A 13,380-nucleotide genomic window follows, 5' to 3' on the forward strand; every position below is an offset into this window, starting at 1 on the left:
GCCGCCGCCCTTACCTTCTGACCATGCCCAGCACCCCGGACACCGGCGTTTCAGACGTCTCCACGCCCTTCGTCATGGACGTCTCGAACGCTGACGGCGTCCTGGGCGTCATGCCGATGTTGTGGACGCCGCACCGGCCCGAACGCCCCGCCAAGTCGGAAGGCGGCCGGGCGTTCAAGCTCGTCTCGGAATACTCGCCCGCCGGCGACCAGCCGACCGCCATCGCCGAGCTTGTGCAGGGCCTCAGCAACGGCGACCAGGACCAGGTGCTGCTGGGCGTCACCGGCTCGGGCAAGACCTTCACCATGGCCAAGGTCATCGAGGCCACCCAGCGCCCGGCCCTGATCCTGGCCCCCAACAAGACCCTGGCGGCCCAGCTCTACAGCGAGATGAAGTCGTTCTTCCCCGAGAACGCGGTCGAATATTTCGTCAGCTACTACGACTACTACCAGCCCGAAGCCTACGTCCCGCGCACCGACACCTATATCGAGAAGGACAGCTCCATCAACGAGCAGATCGACCGGATGCGCCACTCGGCCACCCGGGCGATCCTCGAGCGCGACGACGTGATCATCGTCGCCTCGGTCAGCTGCATTTACGGCATCGGCTCGGTCGAGACCTATACGGCCATGACCTTCACCCTGGAGGTCGGCCAGACGGTCAATGAGAAGCAGCTGATGGCCGACCTGGTGGCCCAGCAGTACAAGCGCAACGACGCCGCCTTCGAGCGCGGCACGTTCCGCCGCCGGGGCGACACCCTGGAGATCTTCCCCGCCCACTATGAAGACCGCGCCTGGCGCATCAGCCTGTTCGGCGACGAGGTCGAGGCCATCGCCGAGTTCGACCCGCTGACCGGCAAGAAGACCGCCGACCTCCCCAGCATCAAGGTCTACGCCAACAGCCACCACGTCACGCCGCGCCCCACCCTGCGCCAGGCGATCATCGAGATCCGCGCCGAGCTGAAAGAGCGCCTGGCCTGGATGTACGAGAACGGCAAGCTGCTGGAGGCCCAGCGCCTGGAACAGCGCACCACCTTTGACTTGGAGATGATCGAGACCACCGGCTCCTGCGCCGGCATCGAGAACTACAGCCGCTATCTGTCGGGCCGCCAGACCGGCGAGCCGCCGCCGACCTTCTTCGAATACATCCCCGACAACGCCCTGCTGTTCACCGACGAGAGCCACCAGACGGTTCCGCAGATCGGGGCCATGTACAAGGGCGACCGCAGCCGCAAATGGACCCTGGCCGAGTACGGCTTCCGCCTGCCCAGCGCCCTCGACAACCGCCCGCTGAAGTTCGAGGAATGGGACGCCATGCGGCCCCAGTCGGTGCATGTCAGCGCCACCCCCGCCTCGTGGGAGCTGGAGCGCGCCGGCGGCGTGTTCGCCGAACAGGTGATCCGCCCCACCGGCCTGATCGACCCGCCGGTCGAGGTCCGCCCGGTCAGCAAGGACGGCGCCTCCCAGGTCGACGACGTCATCGACGAGATCCGCCAGACGGCCAGGAAGGGCTATCGCTCGCTGGTCACCGTCCTGACCAAGAAGATGGCCGAGGACCTGACCGAATATATCAACGAGCAGGGCATCGGCGTGCGCTACATGCACTCCGACGTCGACACCCTGGAGCGGATCGAGATCATCCGCGATCTGCGGCTGGGCAAGTTCGACGTGCTGGTGGGCATCAACCTGCTGCGCGAGGGCCTCGACATCCCTGAATGCGGCCTGGTGGCCATTCTCGACGCCGACAAGGAAGGCTTCCTGCGCTCGGAAACCAGCCTGATCCAGACCATCGGCCGCGCGGCGCGCAATATCGACGGCAAGGTCATCCTCTATGCCGACCGGATCACCGGCAGCATGGAACGGGCCATGGGCGAAACCAGCCGCCGCCGCGAGAAACAGCACGCCTATAATATCGAACACGGCATCACGCCTGAAAGCGTCAAGCGCGACATCAAGGACATCCTCAACAGCCCGTTCGAGCGCGGCGACCGCGTCACCGTGCCGATCGGCGGCCTGCACGAGGGCGACGTCGAAAAGCCCTTCACCGGCGACAACTTCAAGGCCGCCCTCAAGGACCTGGAGGCCAAGATGCGCGAAGCCGCCTCCAACCTGGAGTTCGAGACCGCCGCCCGCCTGCGCGACGAGATCAAGCGCATGAAGATGATGGATCTGGAATTCGCCAACGAGATCCTCACCGGGGCCGGCGAGACGGTAGACAAGGCCATGCCCAAGCGGGTGCGGGCCGAGTTGCGAGCCGAGCAGGCCGAGGCGTTCCGGAAGAGCCGACTTTAGGCCATGGATCCTCCCCCTCCGGGGGAGGACGGCCCGAAGGGCCCGGAGGGGGCCAGCGCGGCGTTCGTCCAGCGAGCCCCCTCAGTCGCTCCGCGACAGCTCCCCCAGAGGGGGGAGCATCTACCGCACCTCATCTTCCCCTCCGGGGGAGGATCGCGCAGCGCACGGGGTAAAGCTGCGCCAATACTTCCGATCTGCTTGATTCCAGATATGTTTGAATTATTATTTTTAACTCTGTCGCGAATTAAAATGCATCCGACCGTTTACTGTATTAGAGCTTTACGCCCAAGATGATTTGTGCGACAAAATGACCCATTAAAGTCATGTTAAGGCAATCGTTTTCCGCATTTCGTTGCGCTAAATTGACTTTCAACATTCGGAAGGCCGGACGATAGCCGTTGGCGGCCCAGCCACCTCCCGATCGTCGCGCCGGGCCCGGGCCTATGTGTTGACGCTACAACAGGCGATCCATGAAGGGGCTGGGCATATGAAGGGCGTGATTTTCAACCTTCTGCAGGCCGTGGTCACCGAGGCTCATGGCGATGACGTCTGGGACGACCTGATAGATCAAGCCGGCGCCTCCGGCGCCTACACCTCGCTCGGCAACTATGACGACGCCGAACTCGAGGCTCTGGTCGCGGCCGCCTGCGAAAAGCTGGGCCTGGATCGCGGGGCGGTGCTGCGCTGGTTCGGACAGCAGGCCATGCCGCATCTGGCCAGCGCCTATCCGGTATTCTTCGAAGGCCATGCCGGCGCCCGGACCTTCCTGGAGGGCATCAACGACATCATCCATGCCGAGGTGCGCAAGCTCTATGTCGGGGCGGAATGTCCGCACTTCAACATCCAGAACGCCCCAGGCGACAGGATGGACATGGACTATCTTTCATCCCGCCGCATGTGCGCCCTGGCCCAGGGTTTCACCGAGGGCGCGGCCCGCCATTTCGGCGAGGACATCGACTTTGAGCATCTGACCTGTACCGAACGGGGCGATCCGCACTGCACGTTCCGCATCGCCTGGCCCCTCAACCCGCCGGTCCATGCCTAGATCCCTCGCGCCCACGGCCAATCCCTCTGCGACGCTCCTCGAACGGATCGCTCGCCTGGAGCGCCGGCTGGAGCGCGAGAGCCAGGCGCGGCGCGAGGCCGAGATGATCGCCGAGCGCGAGACCCTGAACCTGTTTCGGCAGAGGGAGCAGATGCGGGTCCTGTCGGACCTCGCCATCGAGGCGAACAAGAGCGAGGACCTCGAGCACGTCCTGCGGGTGGCGCTGGAACGGATCTGCGTCTTCACCGGCTGGCCCGTGGGCCATGTCCAGTTCGTCGAGCGCAGGCCTGACGGAACGCGCAGGCTCAGGCCCTCTGAAATCTGGCGTATCGCCAGCACCATCGACGCCGCGCCCGTGATCGCCGCCACCCAGGCCCTGGAGTTCGAGGAGGGCCGCGGCTTGCCCGGTCTGGTCCTGGCCCAGGCCCGCGCCCTGTGGGCGAAGGGACAGAACAACCCTGCCTTTCCGCGCAGCCGGGCCGGCCGGGCCAGCGGCCTCGCCGCCGCCGTCGCCCTGCCCGTAATGGTCGGCGACGAGGTCGCCGCCATCATCGAATTTGGTCAGGCTGTCGCCAGGGATCCCGGCCCCGACACCCTCCAATTCCTCGACCAGATCGGCGCCATCCTCGGCCGGGCGGTCGAGCGCAACCGGGCCGCGACGGCCGCCGCCCTGGCCAAGCAGGACCTCGAGCGGCTGCTGCATGCGGCCGAGTCGGCCAGCCGCGCCAAGACCCAGTTGCTGGCCGTCACCAGCCACGAGGTCCGCACGCCGCTCAACGCCGTCCTCGGCCTCGCAGAGGCCCTGGCGGTCACGGCGCTGGACGCCGAGCAGCGCGATCACCTCGACGGCATCCGCCGCTCCGGCGGCATGCTGCTGCGCCTGCTCAACGCCGTCATGGACTTCGCGCGGGTAGAATCCGGGGTCGTCGCCGTCGCCCAGACCGAGTTCGACCTCGTGCAAATGACCCGCGACGTCTTCGACCTGTGGCGGACCCCGGCCTCGATCAGGGGCCTGTCCCTGACCCTGGACGTCTCCGCCCTGCCCGCGTCCCACAGGATCATCAGCGACCCCGGCAAGATCGAGCAGACCCTCACCAACCTGATCTCCAATGCCGTCAAGTTCACCCCCGCCGGCGGCGCCATCCACGTGCGGGTCAGCCCGTCCGTGGGCGCGGCCGACCGCATGCTGGTCGAGGTGAGCGACACCGGCGAGGGCATCGCGGCCGATGACCGGGACCAGCTGTTCATGCCCTTCCAGCAGGCCCGCCTGGGTCGCGAGATTGGCGGCGCGGGTCTGGGACTGGCGATCTGCGCCGCCAATATCCAGGCGCTCGGCGGCGAGATCGGCTGCGACTCGGAGGCTGAATCCCTGGCCGCCGGCAGCTGCCGCTTCTGGTTCGACTTTCCCGCCGAGCCGGCCAGGGTGACGTCCGAGCCCGCCCCCGCTGCGTCCATGCCGGCCCTGGCGCTCCGCATTCTGGCCGCCGAGGACAACCCGGCCAACCAGCGCGTTCTGCAGCTGCTGCTGTCCCAGGTGGGCCTGGAGGCCCTGATCGTCGACGACGGTCTGGCGGCGGTGGAGGCGGTGCAGCAGGAGCCCTTCGACCTGATCCTGATGGACGCCAACATGCCCCGAATGGACGGCGTCACCGCCACCCAGGCGATCCGCGCCCTGTCGACCAAGGCCTGCCTGACGCCGATCGTCATGGTGACCGCCAATGTGTTCGAGGACGACCTGGTGCGCTACCACGAGGCCGGGGTCGACGGTGTCCTGGCCAAGCCGATCATCGTCTCCGAACTCTTCGGCATCCTCGCCGCCGTCCAGGAGATGGCGGCCGCGCGCTAGGCAGGCGGTTGGCGCCTGGCGTGCAGGTGGGCGGAACGGCCGCGACAAGTCCTCCCCCAGAAGGGGGAGGCGGCCGGAGGCCGGTGGGGGAAGACCGCAATGACCCAGCAGCACGACCCCCTCCGATCGCTTCGCGATCTCCTCCCCCTTCAGGGGGAGGACTTCATGGCGCGCGCCCGCGCGACCGGAGCGAGGCGACCACGGGCATAGCGCCCCGTCCATCCCCGCGCCCGCCGCCACAAACCCCAACCCTTTCAACGCCCTGCAGAAAAATCGATCGCGCCCATCAGACGCGCTCAAACCTGCCGCATAATTCTAGCCATCCCGTCGCGAGGGAGAGGGCTCTTGGATCCGGCCCGAGACGCGCGGCGGGGATGCGGTCGAGCGGGGCCGCCGGAGTCGCGTGATGCGGGACCGGCCGGCTTGATGGGAGGGCGGGTGACGTAAACCCGCCTATCGGGAGGTCCGTCGGAGGACCCCCGCCCGCCCGAAGGTTCGCTCCGGGTTCCTCCGGAATCGGCGTTGCCGCAGCCTGACGGCTGGGTGCGTCGCGAGGCAGGACAAAACCCGGGTGGGGCAAAAGGCTGAACCAGGCCTGCGCACCCCGGCCAGAGGGATAACGACCGCGCGGGGCGTCAGGCTTCGTCGAAACGGTACACTCAACACCACAGCTCCGGACGCAGTCCGGACGCCCCGCGCCTCTCCCACCTCACCCGCGCCGCGATCCGGCGCGGCGGCGAAGCCGTGCGCCCCTTCCGGCGCGCGCCGCCGGCTTTCTCGGAGACACGCATGACCGACACCTCACGCGACGCCAAGGTCACCGCCTGGCATCTGGACATGACCCAAAAGCTCGACGCCTTGCGGACGAAATGGGCGGCCGAGGCCGTGGCCAGCGCCGCGCGCCCTCAGCCCGTCCGCCGCAACGCGGCCTCGCCGCGCCGACGCCGCACCGCCGGTCCGGCCGACGCCGCTGTACAGGCCCGCCAGGCTGACGAGGCGCGCCAGTTGGCCGAGGCGCGCCAGGCATGGCTGCTGAGCATGGAGCGGGCGGCGATGGATATCGTGATGATCGGGATGGACTAGGTCCTCCGCCTTCTGGGGAAGGACCTGGCGCCCCCTACGGCGCCGCTGCGTGGTCGATGCTGAAGGTGCGGGCCATGCGCCAGCGGCCGTCGGGCTCCAGCTTCCACAGGATCGAGAACCGGGCCGTGCCCGCCAGGCGTTCGGGGCCGGCGCCCTTGCGTTCGTAGAAGGCGTGGCTGCCCTCCTCGACCGCGCCGAAGCCGGGGATGGCATAGACCTTCATCGTGCCGGCTGACAGCGCTCGGCGCGAGCGCCAGGCGTCGGGGGCCTGCTTGGTCGCGCAGCTCGCGGCGTAGTCGGCCAGGAAGGCGTCGTGGGCCATCAGCCCGCCCTTGTCGTGATAGAATTCCATGTCCGGGGTCACCAGATCGGCCAGGGCCGCCGGGTCGCACTGGTCGAACATCACGCTAAACAGCCTGGCGTCGCGCTCGGCTATGGCCAGGTTCAGGGCCGGCGGCGGGGGAACCTCGACGGACGGCGGGGGCGCGGGGGCCAGGGCCAGGGCGGCGATCAGGACGGAGATGAGCATCGACAGCGGACTCCTCGGCGTCCTCGCGACGCGTCCCTTGAGTGTCCCGCCCGGCCTCAGGTGTCCCGTGAATTCCCGGTCATGAAACCGGCTTAAGGAACGCCGGTCTCGGACTGTCTGGCGTCGGCGGCGGCCTTGGCCTTCTTCAGCCGCTCGCGATAGGCGGCCGAGCTCTTCACGAAGCCCTCGGCGTCGCCATAGTCGAGGAAGGCGGCATAGCGCTCATGACTGCCCTTGACCTTGAGGGCGTGCTTGATCGGGCACCAGTACTGCTCGGTGCGGGCGGTGATCTCGCGGGCATAGGCGATGACGCCGTTGCCATAGCCGCAATAGACGCAGTTGAGCTTCTGGACCGGGTTCAGATAGCTCAGCCGGTGGCGGTCGATGACCACATAGTCGCGGCGGCGGACCCGCTCGATGCCCCAGGCGCTGAAGCAGCCCAGCTGGTAGATGCTGACGGCCAGGTCCATCAGGGCCATCGGGAGGACCATGCCGTAGATCAGCGGCATGGTCAGCAGGGTGGGCCACGGCGTCTTGAAGACGTCGATGCGGCGCTTGTGGCTGCGCTGGCTGGCCCGGACCTCGGGGCCGAAGCGCGGCTTGCCGCTCTTCAGGTCCAGGCCATGGGTCCCAGCCCGGGCGGCGAAGGCCGCCTCGAGCTGGTCCTCCAGATGGCGCAGGCGGTCGATCATCGTCTCGATCGAATCGGCCATCACAGGTCCCTCGCGTGTCGGGACCTTCATCGGCTATCGCGCGGGGCGGGGCCAGTGATGGTTGCGCGACGTCAGCCGACCATCGACGCCAGCCGGCCGCGAATGAGCTGTTCGGCCTCGGCCACCATGCGGTCGACCAGCTCACGGACGGTCGGGATGTCGTGGATCAGGCCCTGGACCATGCCGGCCGACCAGATGCCGCCGTCGGTGTCGCCCTGGGCCAGGGCGTCGCGACCCCGGGTTCCGGCGACCAGGTGCTGGACGTCCTCGAACTTGGCCCCGCCGGCCCGCTCGATCTCGACCACCTGCTGGCTGACCTGGTTGCGCATCACCCGGGCGGTATTGTGCAGGGTCCGGAAGATCAGGTCGGTCTGGCGTTCGTCATTGGCGACCATCTGCTCCTTGAAGGCCATCGGGATCGGGGCTTCCTGGGTGACGCAGAAGCGGGTGCCCATGTTGACGCCGTCGGCGCCCAAGGCCAGGGCCGCGACCAGGCCCCGCGCATCGGCGATGCCGCCCGAGGCCAGCATCGGGATCTTCACCTTGTCGGCGGCGGCGGCGATCAGGATCAGGCCGGGAATGTCATCCTCGCCCGGATGGCCGGCGCATTCGAAGCCGTCGATCGAGATGGCGTCGACGCCCATCCGCTCGGCGCTGAGGGCGTGGCGGACGGCGGTGCACTTGTGGATGATCTTCACGCCATGGGCCTTCAGATGATCGACATGCTCCTGCGGCTTGTAGCCGGCGGTCTCGACGATGCGGATGCCGCTCTCGATGATCGCGGCCCGGTACTCGGCATAGGGCGGCGGCTTGATGGCCGGCAGGATGGTCAGATTGACCCCGAACGGCTTGTCGGTGAGATCGCGGGTGCGGGCGATCTCCTTGGCCAGGTCCTCGGGGGTGGGCTGGGTCAGGGCGGTCAGGAAGCCCAGGGCCCCGGCATTGGCGACGGCGGCGACCAGCTCGGCCTTGCCGACCCACTGCATGCCGCCCTGGGCGATCGGGTGCTCGACGCCGAACATCTCGGTGAAACGGGTCTTGATGGCCATGACGCGGGGTTCCCTCTGATTTTCCAGCACTATGGCCGGATGACGCAGGGGAGAGGCAAGACGCCTTTTCAGCCCGTCGCCGAGATTTGAACGCCCGGACCGGATGCTTCCTTGACATGGAGTGCCTGGCGCCCGGAAGGAACGCCGGCCGCGCCCGTCCCGGGGAGCAACAACCCGAAGCGCGAATTGAGTATTAGATCGTTGATGCGCAAACTTCTGTCACGTACAGTGTCAATACATCACCTTCGGAACATCGGTGATTTTTAACCATGTTCCATCCTCGCCCTCCGGGCCGCACGTTTACGGATTGAAGGCGCCCCGAGTGCAGGACAGTAGTCGGATAAACTTCACCAAAACGCACTTCCTCATCGTTGACGACAACGAGAGGTCGTTGAAGATATTGAGCGAACTGACAAGAAGCTTCGGGGTCGACAAGATCACGACGGCTTCGAGCGGCGAGGAGGCCAAGGAGCTCTTGTCGCGCCAGCACTTTGATCTTCTGCTCACCGACGCCCACATGCCGGGGTGCAGCGGCTATGAACTGGTGCGATGGCTCCGCAACCGGCCCCGCGACGAGGACCGGATCATTCCAGCCATCATCATTTCCGCCCACACACGCGAGCATGAAGTCGCCGAGGGCCGCGACTGCGGCGCGCACTACATCATCGCCAAGCCCGCCAGCCCCATCATCCTGCTGGAGCGGATCTACTGGATCGCCGAAAAGCAGCGGTCCTTCATAGATGCTGGCGTCTATGTCGGCCCGGATCGGCGCTGGAAGAACGATGCGCCGCCGCCAGAGTTTGCCGACGGCCGTCGCGCCAAGGATCTGACCAGCGACATCACCGAAGCGGTGACCGCCAATCTTTCGGACGATGAGCTTGCAAAGCTTATCCAGCCCCAGAAGGCGAAGCCATGAGCGTGGTCAGGGTCATCAACAAGGCATCGTCCCTGGTCAAGGCCATGAGGGAGTCCGGCGGCATCTACGCCCGCACCGCCCTTGAGCGGGCCGAGCAAACGGTCCGGGCCGCGCGGGCCGAGAACCTGCATAGCCAAGCCGAAATGCTCGCCCAGATGCGCACCTGGAAGGCGCAGGGTCTGCACGATGACGCAGGCTGGCTCGACCTCTATGAATGCAGTTCGGCGCTGATCTCCGTTTGCGATCCGGAAGAGGACGTCCATCTCCTGCGCTGCGCGCGGCTGCTTTGCGAATATGTCTCCCGAACCTCGGGGCAGGATCGTCGCAAGGCGGTCGGCGACCTGTTCATCAGCACCTTGAGCGTGCTGGGTGATCAGGCGACCAACGCCGAGGTCCGCACGGAGGTCCTGAGTGCGTTCGAGGCCTTGATCCCCAGGTAATCGCAGGGTCGCGACGAGCCCGGCTAGGCCCGAGCGGTCAGAGGCTCAAGGCTTCAGGAGGTCTTCCAGCGCCTGGGCCCGGCGCGCAGTGTGCTCAAGATAGCAGTTCTGCATATAGATCGGAGCGATAGTGCCGCCGATCAATGCCCGGACCGTCGCGCAGTCGGCGTCGCGAAAGGCGATCCAGGCCCGCTGGGCCTTGAGCAGCGCCGCCTTGGCGACAGGGCCGTCCGCCAAGTCGGCCATGTCCGCCTTGTAGGCTTTGTTCAACCGGGCGTCCTGAACCGCCATCTCGGCTTCGCCGCAGCGAAGTATCCCGTAGGTGTTGGAGTTTTCTGGCTTGTCCCAGCAAAGCTCATAGGCGGGACTGTAGGTGACGCCTTCCTTGGGCTGGGCCTGGGCCTGGGCCGCGACGGGCGCCATGGCCAAAATAGAGGCGGCGGCCAGCATCGTCCGGAAGAGCATGGGTTCGTCCCTATCCGACTATTGCAGGCCGACGCGGCCGATGGCGTAGAAGCGTTCCGAGCGCTGCTTTTTGAGGGCGGCCGCGTCCAGCAGGGACAGGGCCTTCAGCTCCATCTCCACCGCGTCGCCGACGGCCTTGAGCGCCGCCTCATGATCGGAATGCGCCCCGCCGGCAGGCTCTTCGATGATCCGGTCGACGATGCCCAGCTTGATCAGGTCTTGCGCCGTGATCCGCATCTGGGTGGCGGCGTCCTTGGCCCGGGCGCCGTCGCGCCACAGGATCGAGGCCGCGCCCTCGGGGCTGATCACCGAATAGATCGAGTGCTCCAGGATCAGCACCTTGTTGGCGCCGGCCAGGGCGATGGCCCCGCCAGAACCGCCCTCGCCCACGATGGTGGCGATCATCGGCACTTCCAGGGTCAGGCAGCGCTCGGTGGAGCGGGCGATGGCCTCGGCCTGGCCGCGCTCCTCGGCCCCCAGGCCCGGATAGGCGCCGGCGGTGTCGACAAAGGTCAGGACCGGCAGGCTGAAGCGCTCGGCCATGTCCATCAGACGCACGGCCTTGCGATAGCCTTCGGGGCGGGCCATGCCGAAATTGTGCTTCAGGCGCGTGGTGGTGTCATGGCCCTTCTCGTGGCCCATGACCACGACAGGCTGACCCCGGAACCGGCCCAGACCGCCGACAATGGCCTGGTCATCGGCAAATTTGCGGTCGCCGCGCAGCTCGACGAACTCGTCGATCAGGCCGGCCAGATAGTCGCGCAGGTGGGGCCGCTGGGGGTGCCGGGCCACCATGGTCTTCTGCCAGGCGTCCAGATTGGCGTAGGCCTCGACGCGCAGTTCCTGGGCGCGGTCGCGCAGGGCCTGGATCTCCAGCTCGAACGCACCTGGCCCAGCCGTCTCGGAGAGCTTGCTCAGCTCCTCGATCTTGCTTTCCAGATCAGCGATGGGGCGTTCGAAATCGAGATAGTGGGCGGCCATGGAGTCTCAACGTCGCCGTTTACGAAAGGGTGCGAACCTAGTGGCTAAGCCGGAAAAAGGGAACCGGCTTTGGAACGTTCCGCGCCCGAGCGGATTCATCCCCAGGACCGTCCCCAGATGGATCGCGAGAGAGTCTCTTTTGAAGACTCATTTTTATGGTGAATCGCGACATTTGGTCCTATGGTCGATTCCTAGCTGGTGATGAAGAAAACCAGCGCCTGCGGCCCCCGCCCATCGAATATGGCTCGGTCCCGCCTGTTGAGAACCGTGTTCCCATGCAGGTGTTTACGTTCTTCTGCGTCGAGCCCGATGGCTCCGTTCCGCGCTTTGATGTTGCTCCCTATGCCGATGATCAGGCCGCGCGCCGGCGTGCGTTCGAGCTCATTGACATGCATCACCGCTGCGACCTGATCGAGGTCTGGCGCGGGTCGACCCGCGTATTCGACGTTCCAGCCCAGCGCGTGGCGGCGGCCTAATATTCACCGCGTAGTGAATTATTGCAGCGCCCCCTGCGGGATGCTAGGCCATCGTTCCGGATGGAGCGCCTCTCCCGGCGCCTCCCCGTCTGGAAGCCGCCCATGGACGCCCAGGTTCACCGCCCCCTAGTCCCGCCCGCGCCCAAGGTGCACGCCGGGCCGCAGACCAACCTGGGCGCCGCCTGGGCCATGATGCGAAACATGGTCGGGGCCTGGTCGGAGTCTGACTTCGACACCCTGATGATCCCCTACACATTTCTGGGGCGGCCCGGCCTGGTGGTCAGCGACCCCGCCGGCGTTAAGCAGGTGCTGGGCTCCCAGGCGGCGCACTATCGGCGGCCCTTCCAGATGAGCCGGATCCTGCGGCCCATCGTCGGCGACGGCCTGCTACTGACCGAGGGCGAAACCTGGCGGCGGCAGCGCAAGGCGCTGGCGCCGGCCTTCACGCCCAAGGCCGTCGAGACCCTGCTGCCGCACTTCACCGCCGCCGGCCAAGCGCTGGCCGATAGTCTCGCGGGCCAGGATCGCGCCAATCTCAGCGAGACCTTTCACCGGGCAACGCTGGACGCCGTCCTGCGCGCCCTCTTCTCTCGCCCCGCCAGCGGTGAGGGCGCGCAACTGGCCGCGATCGCCCGCGACTACCTGCATGGCCGGGCCAATGTGAACCTCTTCGATCTCCTGGCCCGGGCTCCGGGCGATTTCGGCTTCGCCGAACGTCCCCGACTGGCCCTGGGCGCGCGCTGGATGACCGCCGTCGCCGCGCTGATCGACGCCCGCAAGACCGCCGGGCCTCGCGCGCAAGGCGGCGATCTTCTGGATGGCCTCTTGGCCGCCCGGGACGAGGACGGCCGGCCCCTGCCTGACGAGGAAGTCCGCGATCAGTGCGGCACCATGCTGGCGGCCGGTTTCGAGACCACCTCGCGACTGCTGTTCTGGGCCGCCTATCTGCTGGCCCTGGATCCCAGGACCCAGGCGCGGGTTCAGGCCGAAATCCAGGCCTTTCCGCCAGACAGGATCCGCACCCTGGAGGATCTTTCGGCCTGGCCCCTGACCCGATCGGTCCTGCTGGAAACCCTGCGGCTCTATCCGCCCGCCCCGATGATGAGCCGCGAGGTCATCGCGGAAGATGAAGTCCAGGGCTGCAAGGTCTCGCCGGGCCACGTGATCACCATCAGCCCGTGGCTGATCCATCGCCATCGCAAGCTTTGGGATCAACCGACGGCCTTCCTTCCGGAACGCTTTCTCGATCACCCCTCGCCCTGGGGAATGGACGCCTTCATCCCGTTCGGCGCCGGCCCTCGGGTCTGCATCGGCGCCAGTTTCGCCATGGCCGAGAGCCAGATTCTGCTCGGCGGCCTGCTGTCGCGATTCCAGATCGCCATGGCGGACGACAGGCCGGTCATTCCGGTGGCCAAGATTTCCCTGGGACCGGATCGCGAACCGGACTTCCGCCTGACGCCGATCCCGCTGACATAGACACAAGCCGAAACCTTGCGGTGCGCGCATCGACACCTAAGCTTGGTTGAACGCCGCCAGGATCCTGCCC

13 protein-coding genes are annotated in these 13,380 nt (G+C 66.9%); 8 read left to right on the plus strand and 5 right to left on the minus strand.

The features are described from left to right. Positions 1–23 precede the first annotated feature (23 nt). The 4 genes from uvrB to ACW17Z_RS07570 all read left to right on the plus strand — a co-directional run bounded on the left by uvrB (position 24) and on the right by ACW17Z_RS07570 (position 6,265). A complete protein-coding gene (gene uvrB, locus ACW17Z_RS07555; protein WP_492058215.1) occupies positions 24–2,291 on the plus strand; it encodes an excinuclease ABC subunit UvrB in 2,268 nt (755 codons plus the stop codon). 487 nt (positions 2,292–2,778) lie between these two features. Next, positions 2,779–3,336, plus strand: a complete 558-nt coding sequence (locus tag ACW17Z_RS07560) for a heme NO-binding domain-containing protein (protein WP_419320095.1) — start codon at positions 2,779–2,781, stop codon at positions 3,334–3,336. Beyond that, entirely contained in the window at positions 3,329–5,182 is a 1,854-nt protein-coding gene (locus ACW17Z_RS07565) for a response regulator (protein ID WP_492058216.1), read from the plus strand. The genes ACW17Z_RS07560 and ACW17Z_RS07565 overlap by 8 nt, the downstream gene beginning before the upstream one ends. Before the next feature lie 789 nt (positions 5,183–5,971). Further along, positions 5,972–6,265, plus strand: coding sequence for a hypothetical protein (locus ACW17Z_RS07570; RefSeq protein ID WP_492058217.1), 294 nt, complete (start codon positions 5,972–5,974; stop codon positions 6,263–6,265). 34 nt (positions 6,266–6,299) lie between these two features. On the opposite strand, the gene ACW17Z_RS07575 is transcribed toward ACW17Z_RS07570, so the two are convergent. From ACW17Z_RS07575 to ACW17Z_RS07585, 3 genes are all read right to left on the minus strand, one after another. Continuing rightward, positions 6,300–6,794 (minus strand): nuclear transport factor 2 family protein, encoded by a 495-nt coding sequence (locus ACW17Z_RS07575; protein WP_492058218.1) that lies wholly within the window; start codon positions 6,792–6,794, stop codon positions 6,300–6,302. A 92-nt stretch (positions 6,795–6,886) separates the two neighbouring features. Then, the gene (locus ACW17Z_RS07580) at positions 6,887–7,507 is read right to left on the minus strand and encodes a hypothetical protein (protein WP_492058219.1); all 621 of its coding nucleotides are present in this window, start codon (positions 7,505–7,507) and stop codon (positions 6,887–6,889) included. Between the two features lie 71 nt (positions 7,508–7,578). Beyond that, positions 7,579–8,556, minus strand: coding sequence for an NAD(P)H-dependent flavin oxidoreductase (locus tag ACW17Z_RS07585; RefSeq protein WP_492058220.1), 978 nt, complete (start codon positions 8,554–8,556; stop codon positions 7,579–7,581). Positions 8,557–8,812: 256 nt separating this feature from the next. Between ACW17Z_RS07585 and ACW17Z_RS07590 the strand changes: the two genes are divergently transcribed. After that, the gene (locus tag ACW17Z_RS07590; protein ID WP_492058221.1) at positions 8,813–9,472 is read left to right on the plus strand and encodes a response regulator; all 660 of its coding nucleotides are present in this window, start codon (positions 8,813–8,815) and stop codon (positions 9,470–9,472) included. Further along, positions 9,469–9,912: a hypothetical protein gene (locus ACW17Z_RS07595; RefSeq protein ID WP_492058222.1), complete on the plus strand. Its 444-nt coding sequence runs from the start codon at positions 9,469–9,471 to the stop codon at positions 9,910–9,912. Before ACW17Z_RS07590 ends, ACW17Z_RS07595 begins: the two co-directional genes overlap by 4 nt. Positions 9,913–9,957: 45 nt before the next feature. Here ACW17Z_RS07595 and ACW17Z_RS07600 read toward each other — a convergent pair whose 3' ends face one another. Further along, complete coding sequence (locus ACW17Z_RS07600) at positions 9,958–10,377, minus strand: lysozyme inhibitor LprI family protein (RefSeq protein ID WP_492058223.1); 420 nt, start codon at positions 10,375–10,377, stop codon at positions 9,958–9,960. Positions 10,378–10,395: 18 nt separating this feature from the next. Continuing rightward, positions 10,396–11,358, minus strand: coding sequence for an acetyl-CoA carboxylase carboxyltransferase subunit alpha (locus ACW17Z_RS07605; RefSeq protein ID WP_419254223.1), 963 nt, complete (start codon positions 11,356–11,358; stop codon positions 10,396–10,398). A gap of 275 nt (positions 11,359–11,633) precedes the next feature. On the opposite strand from ACW17Z_RS07605, the gene ACW17Z_RS07610 reads away from it, so the two are divergent. After that, entirely contained in the window at positions 11,634–11,834 is a 201-nt protein-coding gene (locus tag ACW17Z_RS07610) for a hypothetical protein (RefSeq protein WP_419254222.1), read from the plus strand. A gap of 102 nt (positions 11,835–11,936) precedes the next feature. Further along, entirely contained in the window at positions 11,937–13,310 is a 1,374-nt protein-coding gene (locus tag ACW17Z_RS07615; protein WP_492058224.1) for a cytochrome P450, read from the plus strand. The last annotated feature ends 70 nt before the right edge of the window (positions 13,311–13,380 follow it).

Source organism: Caulobacter sp. GSs2 (assembly GCF_058680895.1).